At 42.0% G+C, this 19,298-nt stretch carries 24 protein-coding genes; 1 reads left to right on the forward strand and 23 read right to left on the reverse strand.

Features of this window, described 5'->3' with window-relative positions; genetic code table 11:
* The first annotated feature begins 287 nt into the window (after positions 1–287).
* Positions 288–1,172 (forward strand): DUF1002 domain-containing protein, encoded by an 885-nt coding sequence (locus CKW02_RS10695; protein WP_003215933.1) that lies wholly within the window; start codon positions 288–290, stop codon positions 1,170–1,172.
* Between the two features lie 39 nt (positions 1,173–1,211).
* Here the strand turns inward: CKW02_RS10695 and lysA are convergent, their stop codons facing one another.
* The 23 genes from lysA to CKW02_RS10810 form a co-directional block, all read right to left on the reverse strand.
* Positions 1,212–2,537 (reverse strand): diaminopimelate decarboxylase, encoded by a 1,326-nt coding sequence (gene lysA, locus CKW02_RS10700; protein ID WP_003215489.1) that lies wholly within the window; start codon positions 2,535–2,537, stop codon positions 1,212–1,214.
* Positions 2,538–2,653: 116 nt separating this feature from the next.
* A complete protein-coding gene (locus CKW02_RS10705) occupies positions 2,654–4,126 on the reverse strand; it encodes a spore germination protein (RefSeq protein ID WP_003215696.1) in 1,473 nt (490 codons plus the stop codon).
* Positions 4,080–4,688: a stage V sporulation protein SpoVABEA gene (gene spoVAEA / locus CKW02_RS10710; RefSeq protein ID WP_003216039.1), complete on the reverse strand. Its 609-nt coding sequence runs from the start codon at positions 4,686–4,688 to the stop codon at positions 4,080–4,082. The genes CKW02_RS10705 and spoVAEA overlap by 47 nt, the downstream gene beginning before the upstream one ends.
* Positions 4,689–4,694: 6 nt before the next feature.
* Complete coding sequence (gene spoVAE, locus CKW02_RS10715) at positions 4,695–5,045, reverse strand: stage V sporulation protein AE (protein WP_003215479.1); 351 nt, start codon at positions 5,043–5,045, stop codon at positions 4,695–4,697.
* Positions 5,045–6,061, reverse strand: coding sequence for a stage V sporulation protein AD (gene spoVAD / locus CKW02_RS10720; protein ID WP_003215736.1), 1,017 nt, complete (start codon positions 6,059–6,061; stop codon positions 5,045–5,047). Before spoVAD ends, spoVAE begins: the two co-directional genes overlap by 1 nt.
* A gap of 12 nt (positions 6,062–6,073) precedes the next feature.
* Positions 6,074–6,526, reverse strand: a complete 453-nt coding sequence (gene spoVAC, locus CKW02_RS10725; protein ID WP_003215687.1) for a stage V sporulation protein AC — start codon at positions 6,524–6,526, stop codon at positions 6,074–6,076.
* 19 nt (positions 6,527–6,545) lie between these two features.
* Entirely contained in the window at positions 6,546–6,962 is a 417-nt protein-coding gene (locus CKW02_RS10730) for a stage V sporulation protein AB (protein WP_003215481.1), read from the reverse strand.
* Positions 6,952–7,572: a stage V sporulation protein AA gene (locus CKW02_RS10735; protein ID WP_003215534.1), complete on the reverse strand. Its 621-nt coding sequence runs from the start codon at positions 7,570–7,572 to the stop codon at positions 6,952–6,954. Before CKW02_RS10735 ends, CKW02_RS10730 begins: the two co-directional genes overlap by 11 nt.
* Positions 7,573–7,686: 114 nt before the next feature.
* Positions 7,687–8,454, reverse strand: coding sequence for an RNA polymerase sporulation sigma factor SigF (gene sigF / locus CKW02_RS10740; RefSeq protein WP_003215778.1), 768 nt, complete (start codon positions 8,452–8,454; stop codon positions 7,687–7,689).
* Between the two features lie 13 nt (positions 8,455–8,467).
* Positions 8,468–8,908: an anti-sigma F factor gene (gene spoIIAB, locus CKW02_RS10745; RefSeq protein ID WP_012010447.1), complete on the reverse strand. Its 441-nt coding sequence runs from the start codon at positions 8,906–8,908 to the stop codon at positions 8,468–8,470.
* On the reverse strand, positions 8,905–9,258 hold the full coding sequence (gene spoIIAA, locus CKW02_RS10750) for an anti-sigma F factor antagonist (RefSeq protein ID WP_012010448.1): 354 nt from the start codon (positions 9,256–9,258) through the stop codon (positions 8,905–8,907). Before spoIIAA ends, spoIIAB begins: the two co-directional genes overlap by 4 nt.
* 162 nt (positions 9,259–9,420) lie before the next feature.
* Complete coding sequence (locus tag CKW02_RS10755; protein ID WP_372706110.1) at positions 9,421–10,575, reverse strand: D-alanyl-D-alanine carboxypeptidase family protein; 1,155 nt, start codon at positions 10,573–10,575, stop codon at positions 9,421–9,423.
* A gap of 157 nt (positions 10,576–10,732) precedes the next feature.
* The gene (locus CKW02_RS10760) at positions 10,733–11,545 is read right to left on the reverse strand and encodes a purine-nucleoside phosphorylase (protein WP_003216045.1); all 813 of its coding nucleotides are present in this window, start codon (positions 11,543–11,545) and stop codon (positions 10,733–10,735) included.
* Positions 11,546–11,558: 13 nt separating this feature from the next.
* Positions 11,559–12,743, reverse strand: coding sequence for a phosphopentomutase (gene deoB / locus CKW02_RS10765; RefSeq protein WP_003215717.1), 1,185 nt, complete (start codon positions 12,741–12,743; stop codon positions 11,559–11,561).
* A gap of 151 nt (positions 12,744–12,894) precedes the next feature.
* Positions 12,895–13,785 (reverse strand): site-specific tyrosine recombinase XerD, encoded by an 891-nt coding sequence (xerD, locus tag CKW02_RS10770; protein WP_003215982.1) that lies wholly within the window; start codon positions 13,783–13,785, stop codon positions 12,895–12,897.
* A 6-nt stretch (positions 13,786–13,791) separates the two neighbouring features.
* A complete protein-coding gene (locus tag CKW02_RS10775; RefSeq protein ID WP_003215798.1) occupies positions 13,792–14,019 on the reverse strand; it encodes a YqzK family protein in 228 nt (75 codons plus the stop codon).
* 118 nt (positions 14,020–14,137) lie between these two features.
* Positions 14,138–14,590 (reverse strand): ferric iron uptake transcriptional regulator, encoded by a 453-nt coding sequence (gene fur, locus CKW02_RS10780; protein ID WP_003215577.1) that lies wholly within the window; start codon positions 14,588–14,590, stop codon positions 14,138–14,140.
* 121 nt (positions 14,591–14,711) lie between these two features.
* Complete coding sequence (gene spoIIM, locus CKW02_RS10785; protein ID WP_003215886.1) at positions 14,712–15,356, reverse strand: stage II sporulation protein M; 645 nt, start codon at positions 15,354–15,356, stop codon at positions 14,712–14,714.
* A 116-nt stretch (positions 15,357–15,472) separates the two neighbouring features.
* Complete coding sequence (locus tag CKW02_RS10790; protein ID WP_003216136.1) at positions 15,473–16,603, reverse strand: S8 family peptidase; 1,131 nt, start codon at positions 16,601–16,603, stop codon at positions 15,473–15,475.
* Between the two features lie 109 nt (positions 16,604–16,712).
* Positions 16,713–16,934 carry a hypothetical protein gene (locus CKW02_RS10795; RefSeq protein ID WP_003215884.1) on the reverse strand — a complete coding sequence of 74 codons (222 nt, stop codon included), beginning with the start codon at positions 16,932–16,934 and terminating at the stop codon, positions 16,713–16,715.
* A 68-nt stretch (positions 16,935–17,002) separates the two neighbouring features.
* Positions 17,003–17,455 (reverse strand): GNAT family N-acetyltransferase, encoded by a 453-nt coding sequence (locus CKW02_RS10800; protein ID WP_003215708.1) that lies wholly within the window; start codon positions 17,453–17,455, stop codon positions 17,003–17,005.
* Positions 17,442–18,623: a TIGR00375 family protein gene (locus tag CKW02_RS10805; protein ID WP_003216024.1), complete on the reverse strand. Its 1,182-nt coding sequence runs from the start codon at positions 18,621–18,623 to the stop codon at positions 17,442–17,444. The genes CKW02_RS10800 and CKW02_RS10805 overlap by 14 nt, the downstream gene beginning before the upstream one ends.
* Positions 18,620–19,177: an NUDIX hydrolase gene (locus tag CKW02_RS10810; RefSeq protein WP_003215785.1), complete on the reverse strand. Its 558-nt coding sequence runs from the start codon at positions 19,175–19,177 to the stop codon at positions 18,620–18,622. The genes CKW02_RS10805 and CKW02_RS10810 overlap by 4 nt, the downstream gene beginning before the upstream one ends.
* Positions 19,178–19,298: the final 121 nt, after the last annotated feature.

Consider the following 19,298-nt stretch of genomic DNA (forward strand, 5'->3'; position numbering starts at 1 on the left):
CATTATAGCACATTTTCGGTCATGTTAAACATCCCCTGCTCTTGATTGTGATTTACCTCTTTTCTTAGGATTGATACAATAGAAGAGCTTGATCCTTTTTTCCTATTAAATTGGTGACTGAATGAGCAACATGTCTTTATTTTTTGGAAAAGGAAAACATCTTAAAAAGAAAATTGAAACGTCGAATCGATTTGTTACGTCTATATGATGGAGTACATTTCTTTACGTGTACTCAAAAGATGAGTTTCTCTTGAAAGAGGAACCCTTTCGACTTGAAGGAGGTCAACATGTTTAAAAAATCAATGCTTAGTATGATGGCAGCGCTCCTTTTCCTCATTGGTGCGCCAAAAGTCAGCTTAGCGGATGCAGCTGTCGGCGATGTCATCGTCACACTTGGGCAAGACTTAACTCCGGCTGATCGCCAAAAGGTGCTTGACGAGTTGAATCCACCTGAAAATGCGACAAAAATTGAAGTAACCAATAAAGAAGAGCATGAATATTTAGGAAAGTATATCCCTCGTTCTTCTATCGGGACGAGAGCATTATCATCTTCATCTATCACCATTGAAAAATCAGGTACTGGTCTGACTGTGGATACACATAACATCAAGACCATTACAGATGAGATGTATTTAAATGCTTTAATGACAGCCGGTGTCAAGGATGCTAAGGTTGTTGTGACTGCACCGTTTGAAGTTTCTGGTACAGCCGCACTGACGGGTTTATTAAAAGCCTATGAAGTGTCTAGCGACAAAGCCATTCCAGAAGATGTGAAGCAGGTAGCAAACGAAGAGCTTGTGACAACGTCTAAATTGGGTGACTCTATCGGGAAAGACAATGCTTCTGCCCTTATCGCAAAAATCAAGGATGACATTGCGAAAAATGGTGTCCCTAAAACAACAAAAGAAGTAGAAGAAAAAGTGGATCAGGCTGCTTCTGATTTAAACTTAAATCTAACGCAAGATCAAAAGGATCAGCTTATTTCTCTATTCGATAAAATGAAGAACATCAATATCGATTGGAACCAGGTAGGATCTCAAATCGATAAAGCAAAAGACAAGATTACGAAATTCATAGAATCAGATGAAGGGAAAAACCTACTTCAAAAGATTTGGGATTTCTTTGTCTCCATTTGGAACGCGATCGTCTCTGTATTTACTGGAGGAAAATAAGTCATTAAAAAAAGGCTGCCTGATGTACAGGCAGCTTTTTTACGTAGATGATTTCACTTTTGATTGATAAGGTAAATCAAGTTTGACAATGTCCGCATATGTTTCACGTTCAACCACAAGCTGCGCTTCCCCGTCTTCTACAAATACAACAGCCGGGCGCGGGATGCGGTTATAGTTATTTGACATACTGTAGCCGTAAGCTCCGGTACAAAAGACAGCTAATAAATCTCCTTGTGATAACTCTGGCAGATCGATATCCCAAATAAGCATATCTCCGCTTTCACAGCATTTCCCTGCAATAGAAACTGTTTGATTGTGCGATTGGCTCATTTTGTTGGCACTTGCCGCTTCATATTTCGCTTGATATAATGCTGGACGAATGTTGTCACTCATTCCCCCATCTACCGCAACATAATCGCGAATGCCAGGTACGTGTTTTGATGAGCCGATCGTATAAAGCGTTGTTCCTGCGTCACCAACAAGAGAGCGGCCTGGCTCAATCCAAATCTCCGGCATATCAAACTCATAGCGTGTCACGTTCTCTTTTACAGCTTGGATAATTTTCTCGACGTATTCTGTCGCAGGAAGTGGTTCATCTTCTTCTGTATAACGGATGCCAAAGCCGCCGCCTAAGTTTAACACGGTCGAAATAAAACCAAATGATTCTCTCCATTCATCCAGCTTCAAAAAGATCTTGTCTGCTGCAAGGACAAAACCAGCTGTATCAAATATTTGTGATCCGATATGGCAATGAACGCCTAACAGTTCGATCACTTCTGATCCAAGCACTTGTTTCACCGCTTCATCTGCTTGTCCATTGTGAAGGTCAAAGCCAAATTTGGAATCCTCTTGGCCTGTTGTAATGTAATCATGCGTATGCGCTTCGACACCTGGTGTGATACGGAGCAGCACTTTCACCTGTTTTGACAGCTCTTGACCAAGCTCTTCAATGAGCTTCATTTCGTAGAAATTATCTACAACGATACAGCCGATCTCGTGCTCTAACGCCATTTTTAATTCATCTCTACTTTTATTGTTGCCATGGAAATGAATTTTTTCTACCGGAAACCCAGCGCAAATGGCTGTGTGAAGCTCCCCGCCTGATACGACATCAAGAGATAATCCTTCTTCCTTGGCAAGCTGAAACATCGCGATGGAGGAAAATGCTTTACTCGCATATGCTACCTGCGCTTTTAACTCTTCTTCTATAAATGCTTTTTGAAAGCTTTTTGCACGCTCCCGTATTAAAGCCACATCATATACATAAAGTGGTGTCCCATACGTTTCAGCTAAAGAAACGGCATCAACACCACCAATTTCTAAATGACCGAGTTCATTTTGTCTGCAAGTGCCGTGTAAATACAATGTCATTCCCTCTTTCTCCGCCTCGGCTGAAAAAAGACAGCTGCGTGAGCTGCCTTTTTGCCGTTTCTCAAAGTTAAAAATACAATATCACAATCTTCAGCCACTTTCAATGAGCGTTAAGAATTTGGCGGAATTTTTGATCTGTTTTGAGGGTGAACAATGCTTGGCCTTACTTTTGAGCCAGGAACAGACGTCCGAATCAGCACTTGCCACAAAGCCTTCCCGTTAAAAGGAAGAAATGGCCACATATAAGGCGTCTGCAATGAACGAATGGATGTTAAGTAGATGAGTAACAACGTAAAACCAATGATGAGTCCATTCAGCTTAAAGATCGCCACGAGCGCTAATATGATGAGTCGTACAATCTTATTGGCGACACTCAGCTCATAGCTTGGGGTTGTAAATGTACCGATTGCCGCTAGTGAGACGTATAAGATGACCTCTGGTGTAAATAAACCGACATCAATGGCAATTTGCCCAATTAAAACAGCCGCAATCAGCCCCATGGCGGTCGACAATGCAGTTGGCGTATGAATTGCAGCCATCCTTAAAAATTCCACCCCAAAATCAGCTAGAAATACTTGTAAAATCACTGGAATATGGGACGGTTTGTTAAAGCCAATATAGCTTAAATGATCTGGCAGAAGACTTGGTTCAAGGATAAACAGAAACCAAATTGGTAAAAGAAACGTTGAACATAAAATGCCTAAAAAGCGTACCCATCTTAGGAACGTACCAACTGCAGGTGCTTGGCGGTATTCTTCTGCATGTTGAACGTGGTGAAAAATGGTGGTTGGCGTAATGATGACACTAGGAGATGTATCCGTAATAATGATGACATGCCCTTCTAGTATATGGTTAGCAGCGACATCTGGACGCTCGGTGTAACGTACAAGGGGAAAGGGATTGTATCCTTGTTTAATAATGAATTCTTCAATTGTTTTATCAGACATCGTCAGCCCGTCGACTTTGATTCCTGACACTTCTTTCTCTATGATATCGACAAGATCTGGGTCCGCAATATCTTCAATGTAGCAAACACATACATCCGCTTTCGAACGTTCGCCTACTTTGAGCATTTTGTATCTCAGTTTTTCATCTCGCACCCGTCTTCGTATAAGTGCTGTATTGACAATAATGTTTTCAACAAAACCGTCTCTTGCGCCCCGGACAACCTTTTCTGTATCCGGCTCCTCTGGCATTCTGCCAGGATAGCTTCTGACATCAATGATAAATGCGTAGTTTTCACCTTCAACTACAACTGCCACAAGGCCCGACAGCACTTGGTCTACCGCTTCATCAAGTGTTTCAACCTTTGAGACCTGCTGATTGACAAGACGATTCTCAATCACACGAGCCATGTCATCTGATTCAGGTTCGTTGTCATTGATTTCAACTAGCTCTTTTAATAAGTAGATGACATATTGTGTATCACACAGTCCATTTACATAGTAAAGTTGGATTTCCTGATCGTGTATATAAATTTTCCGCACACCAAGGTCAAAGCTGAGACCCATTCCGACATTTTCTTTAAAGTAATCTTCATTTTTCTTCGGATCTCGGTACACGTTTACCTTGTCTTTCTTCATGGAAACCACTCCTTTCTAAAATTAATTCAACTGCTTTCATTGTGATCGGAGATCCTTTGCTCAGATCATCTTTCCGTCCCATTTTGCCAATATCTCCAATTCCAACAACAAACGGCAGATCGAGCGAGTCAAGACAATACACGGTATCTCCGCTCATTTTATGAGGCTCCATTTCGGGAAGACCATGCTTGTCGACACCGTATTCTGTCAGTTCACCCTCCCGGTCAATGGAAACATGCACCTTTGTCCATTCAGCTTGATGCGTTTTGGATGCAACGGCGATCGCCCCAATGACTTCAATTTCAGGATGACGCGCCACATGCTTCATCGCTATCTCCCCTGTTCCTTCACCTGTCAGGCCAGAATCATCAAACATGACAAACACTGGATCATTCGGCGTTTTTAAAATCATCTGCACAAGTTCAGGTCCTGTTCGTTTGCTTGGATTTCCTTTTGAGCTGGAAATACATCGCCCACCGACATTTTTAGCAGCAAGCTCAATGGTTTTGGCAGCATATATATCTCCGTCTGTCACTAAAATGACTTTTCGTCTTTGCCCCATATTAGGTTATCCTTTCGGTTTAAAGATAAGAGCGATAATAAATGAGAATAAAATCGCAGCTGAAATTCCAGCAGAAGTTAATTCAAAAATACCGATCCCGATTCCGATGAACCCGTGTACATCTGCCTGATGCATCGCTCCATGAAGCAAGCTATGACCAAAGCTGACGATTGGTACGGTTGCGCCCGCACCCGCAAATTCAATAAATTTATCATAAATACCGAATCCGTCTAAGATGGTGCCCGCCACAACAAAGGTGGTCATGACATGTGCAGGCGTAAGTTTGAGTATGTCTAGTAAAAGCTGACCAATGACGCAAATAAGTCCGCCTGCAACAAAAGCGATAAGATAATCCATTAGCTCTCTCCTCCTGCACGCTCAAATACGACACCGTGCGCAATGGTTGGAATGGTCTCTTTTTGCTGGACCATCATTGGACTTAGAAGCGCTCCGGTTGCCACAACGAGTACTCTTTGCAGATTTCCTGCTTTCATTTCTTGAAAAATGTGACTAAATGTCACAACAGCTGAACAAGCACAGCCGCTCCCACCAGCGAATACATTTTGATCGGGTGTATAGATGATTAAACCGCAATCATCATGCTTTCTCCCAAGCTGAATGCCTTCTTCCTTCAGAAGATCCTTTAAGATTGGTGAACCAATACCAGATAAATCCCCTGTTAAAATCAGATCGTAATCGTCCACCGTTCTTCCGAGGTCTTCTAAATGCTGCTTGATGGTATCTGCCGCTGCCGGAGCCATGGCCGATCCCATGTCAAATGGATCTGTAATTCCAAGATCCATCACCCTGCCTACTGTAGCGCTTGTAATTTGAATTGGAGAGGTCTCCTGGCTAATAATAACGGCCCCGCTCCCAGTGACGGTACTTGTGGCTGTATCTGGCTTTTGTCCGCCGTATTCTGTTGGATTACGAAATTGGCGTTCTGCCGTTGCATTATGACTGCTTGTCGCTGCAATGGCTCTATTGGCAAAACCGCCATCAATGAGTGCAGACGCAATGGCGACCGATTCCATTGAGGTTGAGCATGCCCCAAACAAACATAGAAACGGGATTTTTAGTTCTCTCGCCACATAGTTTGCTGTGACGTTTTGATTAAGTAAATCTCCTGCCAGCAATAGATCAATATCGCTTTTTTGCAAATTTGCTTTTGATAAAGCACTGGATATCGCATCTTCCATCAGTTTTCTTTCAGCCATTTCCCAGTTCTTTTGATCACAATGCATTTCGTCATACGTTTTATCAATTAAATGACCAATCGGTCCTTCTTTTTCTTTCGGCCCTGCAGCTGTTCCCTCTGCATTGACGTAAAGCTTGTGCTCAAAAACCCAAGATTGTTTACCTGTTAGTTTCACGTTTCATTCCTCCTACGAAAACATCTTTTCCAAGACGTATCGAATGATCCCTACGACATATGCCGAGACGACACCAAATACAATGACGTTCCCAGCGAGCTTAAACATATTTGTGGCAACCCCTAAAACAAGCCCTTCACTTCTATGCTCAAGGGCAGCACTTGTCATACTGTTTGCAAATCCTGTCACCGGAACAGCCGATCCCGCTCCGGCAAACTGGCCGATTCTATCGTAAATACCGATACCAGTTAATATAGAAGAAATTAAAATGAGGGTCGCCACTGTTGGGTTCCCTGCTGTTTTTTCATTAAAATCAAAAAAGTGAATATAGAAATGTTGCAGCCCCTCGCCTATGGCACAGATCAATCCACCAACAAGAAAAGCCTTGATGCAGTTGAGGACATAAGGAGGTTTAGGCTGATACGTTTTCACCTTAGATGGATAGTTCTCTTTTAAACTCGACACGGTTGTTCCCTCCAAATTTTTAAATATAAATCAGCCAATGGAATAGTGAACCAAATACTTTGCCTAAGACAATGGCCATGAGAAGCAAAACAATTTTCCCGTCCATTCCAATTCTTTTCGTTAATATAGGAAGTACATTTAATACTTCAGTCAGCGCAGCTGCAAGCATGCCGACGAAAATGCCTGCTAAAAGACCGATCGGGAGCACCAGCCATTTGGATAAATGCAAATGCACCTCGCTCAAGGTTGCCCAGCCGCCAACGACCGCCCCGGTGATGACAGCTGCCTCGTATCCTTGTATGAAGCGCTGCGTTTTCGTTAATTGCATTAAACGAGGGATGATGCCAAGCACTGTGAGAAATGCCACAAACCCTGCTCCTACCGTTAAACCGCCGCCAAGTCCAACTAACGCGACAAAAAGCCACTTACCGATCATGGATATCTTTCATTGTCTCTTTATTTTCTTTAAGGGCGACATAATGATCGAGATCGAGCTGATATTTAAACATCTCCACTTCGAGCGGGCTTGGTTCTTCATTTAAACGCTTTTTAAATACATGATTGAAAAATAAAATCATGCCAAAGCCTAGTCCGAAGCTATATGGAATTTGCAATAAATAAGGATGCTCAACCGTTTTTCCTGTGATCATTTCATATAGGCGGATATGAACGAGCCGCATACTGACATCCTCGTGGAAATTCATAATGGCAAGCGCCGCTCCGACAAATAATAGGAGCCACACGAACACAAATAAAATCGGAGAAAGCTGGCGTTTGCCTGTATCAATTTCAACAATGGCTTCAGCGCCTCCGACGGTTTGAATGTCGATGTCTGGCCATGTTTTTTTGATCGTTTTGACCACATGCATGATATCAAGAACGGCGATGTGACGATCCTTTTTACTGACATGATATATCGGCATCTTGCTAAGCTTTTGTACAGCAAACTCATCACCAGTGATTTGGGCGATATCTTCTAAATAAATGAGCTGATCATTACCGGTCTTAATGCGATGGCGCAGCCGAAGAAAGATTTGTCCGTCCATCCAAGTCACTTCCTATACGATGGGTTAAAAATAGTATGTGGTGAAAAATGGTTCTCATACCGAGAGAACTTGATTTACCGGTAATTACCACACGAAAAAAGCCAGCCGAATTGGCTAGCTCTCTTTTTGATCCATTTGCATTTGGATTTGTTTTAAAATTTTCTTTTCAAGCCGCGAGACTTGTACTTGTGAAATGCCGAGTCTCTCCGCTACCTCAGATTGTGTTTGGTCTTTATAATATCTTAAGTACACAATGAGTTTTTCTCGTTCTTCTAATTCCTTGATCGCTTCTTTCAGCGCGATTTTATCAAACCATCTTTCTTCTGAATGATCGGCAATTTGATCAAGTAATGTAATCGGATCCCCGTCATTTTCATACACCGTTTCATGAATCGACGACGGCGTTCGGACCGCTTCTTGGGCGAGGACGACATCCTCTGGTGTGATATCAAGATATTCGGCTATTTCCTGAACGGTCGGCATTCTTCCGTGAGACTTAGACAATTCATCTCTTGCCCGCCGGATTTTATTTCCGAGTTCCTTTAGTGACCGGCTGACTTTGACTGTTCCATCATCTCGAATGAATCGCTGGATTTCACCAATGATCATTGGGACAGCATAGGTCGAAAACTTCACATCATATGACAAATCAAATTTATCAACAGATTTTAGCAGTCCAATACAGCCAATTTGAAACAAATCATCTGGTTCATATCCTCTATTTAAAAAGCGCTGAACAACGGACCAAACAAGACGCATGTTTTTTTCTACGAGGAGGTCTCTTGCTTGCTGATCACCGTCTTGGCTTTTTTTGATGAGCTCTTTGACTTCATCATTTGACAGCTGGGCTTTTTTTGCTTGCTTTTTTACCTCCACATCCATATGAGCAGCTCCTTTAATTACAAAGCGCTTTGCTTTTTGATAGATGCTTTGTTAAACGGATGGTTGTGCCCATTTCTGGAGATGAGTCTATCATGACATCATCCATAAAATTCTCCATAATGGTAAAACCCATTCCAGAGCGTTCTAAGTCTGGTTTTGTCGTGAAAAGCGGCTGTCTTGCTTCCTCAAGATCTGTAATGCCCATCCCTTCGTCACGGATGGTGAGGTACACAACATGGTCATCAAGTGTGACTTCGATATGCACCTTGCCATCTGGATTCCCATCATAGCCATGGATAATGGAGTTTGTCACCGCCTCTGACACAACGGTTTTGATTTCTGTTAATTCATCTAATGTCGGATCAAGCTGGGCGATAAACGCCGCGACTGTCACCCTCGCAAAGGATTCATTTTGACTTAAAGCAGAGAAGGTCAGGTTCATTTCATTCCTCATGATGCCACCCCCAATGTTTGCAATGCCGTTTGCTCTGAAGGCTCCATACGGATGATTTTAAATAAGCCAGACATATCAAATAACCGGTTCACTGCTGGCGAAATAGCACAGACGACCATTTCTCCGCCAAGCTGTTTAATTTCTTTATATCTTCCTAAAATCACTCCGAGACCTGAGCTGTCCATAAACGTTAAATCAGCCAAATTGAGCACGATGTGGCGAATGTCCTCTGTTTCCAAATAATTCGTCACCTTTTGTCTCAATGTTTCTGCGGAGTGATGATCGAGCTCTCCTGTTAATCGAATGCAAAGTACGCTCTCTTTTACTTGAAAATCAATATCAAGGCTCATCTTTTTATTCCTCCTTGCTCTAATTTCGGATAAAGATTGTTTCTCTTTTTTATCAAGTAAATCCTTCACCATGACAAAACTAGTGACCATTCGTCACATTTAGATGTTCTTTTCTTCTTCCTCATAGCAAAAAGACTGCCTGTTTCAGCAGTCTTTCACATTTTATTTCCATTTCACAAATTCAGCCATCGCTCGTTTGAAGAACGTCCAAACGCCCGCTTTTTCCATTCCTTCTTTGGCTTGTACAGGGCTTTCATGCAGCACTTTTCCGTCTTTTTTCAAGACAATGGTTCCAAGTTCCGTTCCTTTTGAGAATGGGGCCGTAACATCCTGAGACAATTTGATTTCTTTTTTAATCTGATCCACATTTTCGCCTTTTTTCGTTAAAAGGGAGATTGGTTCAGAGGTGACAAGCTGAATTTTTTTCTTTGTCCCTTTGCTTACTTTGATTTCGGCTACATCTTGTCCTCGTTTGTAAAGCGGGTGTGTGGTGTATTGACTAAATGCATAGTCTAACATTTTGACCACTTGAGCGTTTCTGTCTTTCGGTGTACTTGCGCCGAAGACAACTGCAATGACGCGCATGTTTCCTTTTTTAGCGGTTGCGGTCAAACAGTATTTGGCTTCGCCTGTAAAACCTGTTTTCAACCCATCGACACCTGGATAAAATTTAATCAATCGGTTCGTATTCACAAGCCAGAATTTTTTATCGGTGTTTTGACGGAGATAGTCTTCGTAGACCCCTGTGAATTTGGTGATTTGTTCATATTTCAACAGCTCTTTTGCCATTTTTGCCATATCATGAGCTGAACTGTAATGGTCTTTTTCAGGAAGTCCTGTTGGGTTTTGAAAGACCGTAGAGGTGAGGCCGAGTTCTTTTGCCTTTTTGTTCATTTGCTTCACAAACTGTTCTTCAGATCCTGCAATATGCTCTGCCATGGCAACTGAAGCATCATTTCCAGACGCAATCGCAATGCCTTTCAGCATTTCTTTCACGGTCATTTCTTCTCCAGGTTCAAGGAAGATTTGTGACCCTCCCATTGAAGCTGCATAGTCGCTTGTTCTTACCTTGTCAGTCATTTTCAGTTTTCCTTGATCAATGGCTTCCATGATGAGAAGCATCGTCATGATTTTGGTCATACTTGCGGGTGCCAGCTTTTCATCGCTGTTTTTGTTGTAAAGCACTTTTCCCGTGTCACGTTCTATTAAGATGGCTGATTTGGCTTCGTGCACCAATTCTGATGTTTGTTTTTCTTCTGGTTTTTCAATCTTTTCTTTCGCTATCGCTGATGGTGAAACCATTGAGATAAGGATCATTAAAATAAACAATGCACATATATGACGTTTCAAGTGGCAGACCTCCATTATCGTAATCCTTTCTATTTTTTCCTCATCGAGGCTGTTTTATTCAGAGATCGTATGATTGCCATAAAAAAAGCCTTCTGTCGATAAACAGAAGGCTTCTTAAAACATGCTATGAGAGTTGTTTGACAATGTCTTTTACTAAATCAAGGAAACTCGCTTTCACTTTTTCGGTTACTTCAATGACTTCATCATGAGACAGCGGCTGATCTAAAATACCTGATGCCGCATTAGAAATGCATGAAATACCTAGCACTTTGATTCCTGCATGACGCGCAACAATCACCTCTGGGACCGTCGACATGCCTACAGCATCTGCGCCAAGTGTTCTAAGGAAACGAACTTCAGCCGGTGTTTCATATGAAGGACCTGTCATCCCTGCATAAACACCCTGCTGTACAGATATGCCTAACCGCTGAGCTGTTTCTTCTGCAAGTGCCAGCAAATCTTTATCGTATGGGGCAGACATATCAGGGAAACGAACGCCTTGACTGTCATTTGGACCAATTAATGGATTGGTCCCCATCATATTGATATGATCTGTAATCAGCATGAGATCGCCTGGATGGAATGAAGTATTCACACCGCCGGCTGCATTTGTCACGATGCATGTCTCAATGCCAATTTCTTTCATCACACGGACTGGAAACGTCACTTGCTTCATATCATATCCTTCATAGAAGTGAAAACGTCCTTGCATCGCACATACGACAGTGCCTTTCAGCGTCCCGATGACGAGCTGTCCTGCATGACCCTCTACTGTTGAAATAGGGAATCCAGGAATATCTTCATATTTCAATTTGATTGGATTTTCAATCTCATCTGCTAAAATGCCAAGCCCTGAACCTAAGATCAATCCAACTGTTGGTACGTATGTCGATGCTTGTTTAATGTATGCCGCCGCTTCTGAAAACTGTGCTCCCACGAGATTTCCCCCCCTATTTGAGTTTAGATAAAAAGCTTGTGCCATATTTTGGCATCGTTGTCTTGAAATTGTCTGCGACCGTTGCTCCAAGATCAGCAAAGGTTTTTGGAGTTGGCAGTTCATTTGCTCCTTGATGCTTTTTGCTGTAAGCAATGAGCGGAACGTATTCTCTTGTATGATCTGTTCCGTGATGAACCGGGTCATTTCCATGATCTGCTGTAATGACAAGAAGATCATCCTCTTTTAACAGGTCAAACACTTCAGGAAGACGGGCGTCAAATTCCTCTAGTGCTTTTCCGTAACCCTCTGGATCTCTTCTATGTCCGTAAAGGGCGTCAAAATCAACAAGGTTTAAAAAGCTGAGTCCCGTAAAGTCTGTTTTAAGTGTATCAACCAGCTTGTCCATTCCGTCCATGTTCGATTTTGTTCTGAGAGAAGAGGTGATTCCTTCTCCATCATAAATATCAGAGATTTTGCCAATCGCAATCACATCGAGCCCATCATCTTTCAGCTCATTCATCACTGTTCGGTCAAATGGTTTTAAAGCATAGTCATGACGGTTCGGTGTTCTGACAAATGCGCCAGGCTCCCCGACAAATGGACGGGCGATAATGCGGCCAACCATGTATTTTTCATCTAATGTGAGCTCACGTGCAATTTCACAAATACGGTAAAGTTCATCTAATGGCACCACTTCTTCGTGCGCAGCAATTTGCAGCACAGAATCCGCAGATGTATAAACGATTAGATCGCCTGTTTTCATGTGCTCTTCGCCAAGCTCGTCTAAAATTTCAGTACCAGACGCAGGTTTATTTCCAATAATGCCTCTGCCTGTTTTTTCTTTTAGTTCATTTAATAGTTCATCTGGGAATCCGTCTGGAAAAACTCTGAACGGTGTGTCTATGTAAAGACCCATGATTTCCCAGTGTCCTGTCATTGTATCTTTACCATTTGATGCCTCTTGCATTTTCCCATAATACGCAAGCGGCTTCTCATCCGCTGGAATTCCTTTGATTTCTTTAATATGACTCAGCCCAAGCTTCGCCATATTCGGCATATGAAGCCCGTTCATTTTTTCAGCAATATGTCCTAGTGTATCTGCACCTACATCATTAAATTCAGCAGCATCAGGTGCTTCCCCAATTCCTACTGAATCCATTACGACGAGGAAAATGCGTTTATACTGATAATCAGGCATTAAAAAGCGCCTCCTTCAATATTCTTGTCTTTTAACCTTTCAAAAAGAGAGGTCTGACATCTCAAGTATAAACCGTTTACAAGCCGGTTGACAACCATAAACGGTGCAAACATGAAAAAGCATGACACACGTTCACCGTGTCATGCTTTACTTATGCCCTTGGATGGAATTTGTGATACACATCTTTCAGTCTTGTTTTCGTCACATGTGTATAAATTTGTGTTGTCGAGATATCGGCATGCCCGAGCATCTCCTGCACAGCTCTTAGGTCTGCACCGTTTTCAAGCAGATGCGTGGCAAATGAATGCCTGAGTGTATGGGGTGTGAGTTCCTTTTGAATCCCTGCTTCGAGAGCTCTTTTTTTCAGATTCTTCCAGAAACCTTGCCGCGACATTTTTTTCCCGTGATGATTGAGAAATAAGGCATCTGCCGGCTGTTTTTTTAACAGCTTGCTTCTTCCCTTTTCGAGATATTCTTCAATCGCACTTGCAGCTGCTTCACCAATTGGCACAATCCGCTCTTTTCTTCCTTTACCGAAACAACGGATAAAGCCCATTGTGAGGTGAACATCGGCAAGGGTCAGATCCAGCATTTCACTGACGCGAATGCCTGTCGCATATAAGAGCTCGAGCATCGCTTTGTCACGGTAGTCAAATGGAGTGTGCTGATTTGGTGTATCAAGCAGCTTTTCGACTTCCCCTAGTGAGAGAACTTTCGGTAATTTCCGCTCTGTTTTTTGCGTTTCAATGTTCCACGACGGATCATCTGTTGTCACTTTTTCCCGGAGCAGAAATTGGTGGAAGGACCGGATCGAGGAGAGATGCCGCACTGACGTTTTGCTCGATTTCCCTTCCTCTTTTAGCTTTTTTAAATAATGAATGATATGCAGGCGTGTGACATCTTTTATATCCGTCAGCTGCTCATGTGTCATTAAAAAAGACAAGTAGTTCTGTAAATCTCGTTTATAAGAAACAATGGTATTTTCAGAGAGTCCTCTCTCTACTGTCATAAAATGAATAAAGTCGGATAATTGATCGTTCAATGATTTCTACTCCCCGTTTTGATAAAAATAAATCAATCGGTCTTGCCAGTTGTCTTGATTCGGCTGATCCATTTCCATCACTTTAATTGCTGCACCCTCTGGTTTATCATAACGATGGTAGCTTTCATATTCTGAATTTATCCATATCATAGCATAATAGAACAGGACGGTAAAACCAGTGAACAAGATAAATACCTTCATCACTTCACCTGTTGTTTTGAGCCATTTTCGCATGATTCTCATGTCCTTTCTCGAGCTTCTCATTACTTCAGCATATGCCAGGTGGGACAAGGAATATACAGCGAAAATGCAAAAAACCTCTTCATCTTAAATGAAAAGGTTCCAATTCGGATTATTTGCCGGATTCATCATCATGACACCGGTGGCAAATACCATGGAATGTCAATCTATGATCCTTAATTTTAAATTTCCAGTCACGTTCAATAATCTCTTCAACATCTTCTAATAAATCATCTTCTATCTCATCGACTGTCCCGCATTCCATGCAGACAAGATGATGATGGAAGTGAGCGGCTCCTTCTTTGCGAAGATCATATCGCGAAACGCCGTCTCCAAAGTTAATTTTATCAACAACTTTCAGTTCAGTTAGCAATTCTAACGTTCGATAAACAGTAGCAAGACCAATTTCAGGAGACTTCTCTTTTACGAGGAGGTATACATCTTCTGCACTTAAATGGTCTTCTTCATTCTCAAGCAGTACTCTTACTGTTGCTTCACGCTGTGGCGTGAGCTTATAGCTGGAAGAATGAAGCTGTTTCTTAATTCGATCAATCCGATTTTCCATTGACTTTCCCTCCTACGCCACATTACTTGATCATTATATCAAATGATGTGCTGGGAGCCAACTATAATCATTTTAAATTGATAAATAAATTGATTATTATTTAATAACAATTATAAATTTATTAGAAAAGAACACCTGCTAGCTTTTTCATGAGCATGAAGGAGACGTACGATTCAAAAAAGGACGAAAGTGCAGCAAGCGCTAAAATCATCAGTAGAACAGATGCATAACGGGCGAACCACTGAACAGGTGCTTGACTGATGGTTTTTTTCATGAACAGCTGCCCAATGAGACGGATGGAAAACGCAATCGCACATGTCCCAATCACTAAATAGGCTGGAATAAGCAATATGTTTTGCGGAAGAACCGATACGAACGAAAGGAAAAAACCACTCAGCCCCATTTGATTTACTAGAAAACCAACTGTAAACCCAACGACAATTCCCTTTAAAAAGATCATGAGAAAGATGAGCGGCAGGCCAATGATAGATATCCCTAGTATCCACATAAGACCTAAATATTTCATATGATGCAAAAAGCTTTGCAAAAACATTTCTTTTGACTCTGCTGCTTTCTCATTTGTCAGCTGACCAAAAAATTGATTTAAATAATAGAATAAATCCTCTTTCTGACTAATTGTCATACTATTGACGATGATGGCCCCAAAAATCACGCCCATTAAAAAGAGTACAGAGACAAACAAATAAATCGATAGATGGTCTTTTACGTGCTGAAGAAGATGTTCCTTCCAAGACTTTTTCCGCATGCGTCTTCCTCCCAAATAGTAAAGGTTACTAGATTCTATGAGAGAGATTACGAAACATGACAGTTTTATTGAAAGAAAAAAGAGAAAGCAGCCTAAACACTGCTCTCTCTTCTCATTTATCGTGCCGCTTTTTGTACGTTCACAAGCCCGGCACCATAGTAAAAAGGATCTCCAAGCTGTGTAGCCGTTTTTGAAAGTCTCTCGCGCACTTCATCGTTTGTCAGATTCGGATGTTTTGATAGAATGACAGCCGCAGCTCCTGCTACATGCGGTGATGCCATGGATGTCCCGCTCTTGTAGCCATATTCATTATGGGGAATGGTACTGAGCGTTGAAACGCCTGGTGCTGAAACTTCCACTTCTTCGCCTACAGATGAATCAAAAGCTCTTTGTTTTCTTTGGTCAACAGAAGCAACCGCTATCACTGAGCTGTATTTAGCTGGATAGTCAACTGTGTTGAGAGAGCCATAACTTCCTGCATTCCCAGCAGAAGCCACAATGAGAATACCCTTGTCATATGCTCGATCTACCGCTTCTTTCAGCGCTTCAGATTCACTTGCTCCTCCCATACTAATATTGATGACATCTATGTCATTCTCAATAGCCCATTCAATTCCTTTAATGATCCAGCTATAGTAGCCATCACCATTTTCATCTGCCACCTTGACCGCATAGATTGAAGCTTTTGGCGCAACACCAACGACACCTACCTTATTATCTAACGCTGCAATTGTGCCCGCCACATGCGTCCCGTGTTCATGCGGGTCAACAAGCGGATCTGACTCTGTTGGAACAAAGCTGACTCCCCCGGTGACATGTAGATCTTCATGTTTGCCATCAATGCCGCTGTCAAGAACGGCTACTTTGACATTTTGTCCAGCGTATCCCCGTTTATGTACCTTTTGTGCTTTGATGCTTTTGATGCCATATGGGATCGTTTGACCGCTTGTTTTTGCCTTTTGGTCCTCCTCAATGAAGGTCACTTCTTTTGCCTGATTTAGTTTCTTTTTCGATGCCTCATTCAAGGAAACTTTCATCATATCTATCTGCTCTATGGATTCTTTTACATGTCCACCAGCTTCTTCAACAAGCTGTTTTTGTGTATGATCTTGAACGGAAGAAGAAAAGCCGATCATGTACTCTTTTTTCGCTTGCTCCTTTGCAGAAATATGTGAGGCGCCGAACGTGACCGATGCCAGCATCATACTTGCCATACAAAGCCCTGCTCCAATTGACTTGACGTTCACAATACTCACTCTCCCTTTCATCTTTTTGTCATTTAACTACATTTTTAGACAAAAAGAAACGACCGTTTGTCCTATTTTTTAAAATTTTTCCATTTATTTGAATTGGTTGTCACAAAAAAGCAAAATAAAAATGCTTATGATCCTCTTGATAGTGATCATAAGCATTCCTTCTTTTATGTTTTTTCATCATGTGCTGCAAGGCTTCTTGTTTTGTTTTTGTTTTTCTTTCATGTGTACTAAAGTGCGGCATGTTTCCTCTCGACAGTTCCGGGTTTCGGCTGTGCTGCCTTTCAATATGTTCTCGTTTTTTCTTTGCATTGCTTTTTCCCATTTGGCAAAACCCCTTTCGTTGACGTTATGATACACGATGTGACATAAAAAAGATAGACGTATACACGCCTATCTTTCTGTTTTCACCATATCAAGATGGGGAATTCCATCTTCATCATAACAATCTGAAACGGCCTTAAAACCAAAGGATTCGTAAAACGACTTCAGGTAGGCCTGCGCCTGAATTTTGACACTTGTTTCACCTAATTCACTCAGCTTTTCCAAAGCCTTGCTAAGTAGCATTTTTCCATAGCCTTTTTTTCGACCTGCCTCTGTCACAAGAACGCGGCCAATGGACGCCTCTTCGTACATGATTCCGCTTTGAAAAATTCGGCAATAAGCCACAATCGTGCCATCCTCTTTTGCCATCAGATGAAAGGCTTCTTGGTCCCGGTGATCAATTTCAGGGTAAGGGCATGTTTGTTCAACAACAAACACATTGACTCTTTCCATTAAAATCAGGTAAAGATCCTCTTTTGTCAATTGTTCAAACGTTTCACATGTCCAGTTAACTTGATTCATGATTGATATCCACCTTACCGTATACTCCGCCCCCGCCAGCGATCAGTTCGACTTCACCTTTTCTTGCTTTGATGATGTAATTGGCTGTTTTTTCTGGCAGGACAGCTTTTAGTTCTTGTTCTGTTGCTTGATGAAGGATATTCATCTCTGTGTGAAACACGGCTTTTAGCTTCTCCAGCGTTTTGGCTCCAACACCCGGAATAAATTGAAGTGGAAGCTGATGAACATAAGGAGGTCTTGTTCCATTGTCACTTTCTTGGTCAGCAAGCTCCTTTAAACGCTCGCTCACTCCTTTTGTCATCCGGGTATGTCCGCATGCTTGGCACTTTTCTTGATCTAGCGCGCGAGGTCTTACTCCGCACTTCTCGCAGGTTGTATGATAGTACTTCCCAAGACGCGGGGCGAGCCCATAATTTCCTGTGATGGCTCTCCCTTCTTTCCCTTCAAGGGCTAGTTTGAATTCGGCAAAAGAGGCATGGTCCATGCGGATTTTTGTATATTCTCGCGCGATTTTCCCTAAAGAATGAGCGTCTGAATTCGTTAAAAAGGGATAACGGTTCAGTTCGCTTAACTGGGATGCCATTGACGTATCGCAGCTAAGTCCTAGTTCAACAGCATCAATGAGGTCCGGATCGAATACTTCCGTTAAAGACGTGCTGACTCCTTTGCCAAATAAGCTTTTATGAGGAGTGAAAATATGAGCAGGAATAAATAAGCCTCCTAGCTCCTTGACCTTATGCTGAAGTGTTTTCCCATCCACATAGAGGCGCTGTGAACTTAAATGCACATTTTTCATATGAAGCGCGAGCCATGCGGAGAACTCAGTCATTTTGCGCAGTGTGGGCATAAATGCAAGCACGTGAATCGGACCTTTTGAATGGTTATCGTTAATTTCTAATTCACTGCCTAAAAGCAGCACGGTCTGTCCAAATGATAGACCGCCATCACTTAGTTCAGTGTACTTGCCTTCTTCTACACCCTCTATTAATTCTTCTAGGACTTCTGGAGATTGTGCATCAATCACACCAATCATCCCCATCCCTTTACTTTGCGTTGCTTCAATGAAAATTTGGTCAATTGTCAGTGACCTTGCACCTGTAATTTTAACAGCTCTGCCTGTTCTTGTTCTGCCGATATGAATATGGATGTCTGCAAAAAACTCCCTCATTTTGTTGACTTAAGTACCTCTTGCAGTTGTAAGTACTGTATGGCATAGGCTGTTTTTGCATCATAAATATGCTGCTTTTCAATGAGGTGCAAGGCTTCTTCTAATGAAACTTCCATCACTTCAACAAATTCATCTTCATCCAGCTCTCTTTTTTCTTCAAGCTGAACTAGCTGATCTGCAAGATACATGTGGACGATTTCATCTGCAAAACCTGGTGATGTATAAAAGGCTGTCAGCTTTTGAAGCTTCTGAGTGGTGTATCCTGTTTCTTCTTCTAATTCTCGTAGTGCTGTATGTGCCGGCTCTTCCCCTGGCTCTAATTTACCAGCCGGAATTTCAACGATGGCTCTCTCTAGTGCTTTACGGTATTGCTTGACCAAGATGATTTTATTTTCGTCTGTCCGAGCAATGACGGCTACTGCACCAGGATGTTTGATGATTTCGCGTTTGCCTTGTTTTCCATTTGGCAATTGTACATCTTCAAGAACCAAATCAATGATTTTTCCGTTGTATAATTCTTTAGTCGATAATGTTTTTTCTTCAAAGTCCTTCAATTTTGTCAGCTCCTCGTTCTACTTTCACTTTTTACTTCATTCATTTTAACATAGATGATTTAAGAGAAGCGAAATGCGGACGCTTGCTTCAATGCGCCACTTGAAGTCACCTAGCTTGAAT

The sequence above is a fragment of the Bacillus pumilus genome, from assembly GCF_900186955.1.
GTDB lineage: Bacteria > Bacillota > Bacilli > Bacillales > Bacillaceae > Bacillus > Bacillus pumilus.

What these genes read in the sequence shown, in the direction of transcription:
- CKW02_RS10735 (WP_003215534.1), bottom strand. Translation starts at nt 7,572, where the DNA reads ATGGACGGACAAATCTTTCTTCGGCTGCGCCATCGCATTAAGACCGGT.
- spoIIAA (WP_012010448.1), bottom strand. Translation starts at nt 9,258, where the DNA reads ATGAGCCTTGATATTGATTTTCAAGTAAAAGAGAGCGTACTTTGCATT.
- CKW02_RS10705 (WP_003215696.1), bottom strand. Translation starts at nt 4,126, where the DNA reads ATGAAGAAAGACAAGGTAAACGTGTACCGAGATCCGAAGAAAAATGAA.
- fur (WP_003215577.1), bottom strand. Translation starts at nt 14,590, where the DNA reads ATGGAAAATCGGATTGATCGAATTAAGAAACAGCTTCATTCTTCCAGC.
- spoVAEA (WP_003216039.1), bottom strand. Translation starts at nt 4,688, where the DNA reads ATGGGGCAAAGACGAAAAGTCATTTTAGTGACAGACGGAGATATATAT.
- deoB (WP_003215717.1), bottom strand. Translation starts at nt 12,743, where the DNA reads ATGCCTGATTATCAGTATAAACGCATTTTCCTCGTCGTAATGGATTCA.
- spoIIAB (WP_012010447.1), bottom strand. Translation starts at nt 8,908, where the DNA reads ATGAGGAATGAAATGAACCTGACCTTCTCTGCTTTAAGTCAAAATGAA.
- spoVAE (WP_003215479.1), bottom strand. Translation starts at nt 5,045, where the DNA reads ATGGATTATCTTATCGCTTTTGTTGCAGGCGGACTTATTTGCGTCATT.
- CKW02_RS10805 (WP_003216024.1), bottom strand. Translation starts at nt 18,623, where the DNA reads ATGAGGGAGTTTTTTGCAGACATCCATATTCATATCGGCAGAACAAGA.
- CKW02_RS10695 (WP_003215933.1), top strand. Translation starts at nt 288, where the DNA reads ATGTTTAAAAAATCAATGCTTAGTATGATGGCAGCGCTCCTTTTCCTC.
- CKW02_RS10795 (WP_003215884.1), bottom strand. Translation starts at nt 16,934, where the DNA reads ATGGGAAAAAGCAATGCAAAGAAAAAACGAGAACATATTGAAAGGCAG.
- CKW02_RS10730 (WP_003215481.1), bottom strand. Translation starts at nt 6,962, where the DNA reads ATGATCGGTAAGTGGCTTTTTGTCGCGTTAGTTGGACTTGGCGGCGGT.
- spoIIM (WP_003215886.1), bottom strand. Translation starts at nt 15,356, where the DNA reads ATGCGGAAAAAGTCTTGGAAGGAACATCTTCTTCAGCACGTAAAAGAC.
- CKW02_RS10800 (WP_003215708.1), bottom strand. Translation starts at nt 17,455, where the DNA reads ATGAATCAAGTTAACTGGACATGTGAAACGTTTGAACAATTGACAAAA.
- CKW02_RS10775 (WP_003215798.1), bottom strand. Translation starts at nt 14,019, where the DNA reads ATGCGAAAATGGCTCAAAACAACAGGTGAAGTGATGAAGGTATTTATC.
- CKW02_RS10755 (WP_372706110.1), bottom strand. Translation starts at nt 10,575, where the DNA reads ATGATCCTTATCTCAATGGTTTCACCATCAGCGATAGCGAAAGAAAAG.
- sigF (WP_003215778.1), bottom strand. Translation starts at nt 8,454, where the DNA reads ATGGATGTGGAGGTAAAAAAGCAAGCAAAAAAAGCCCAGCTGTCAAAT.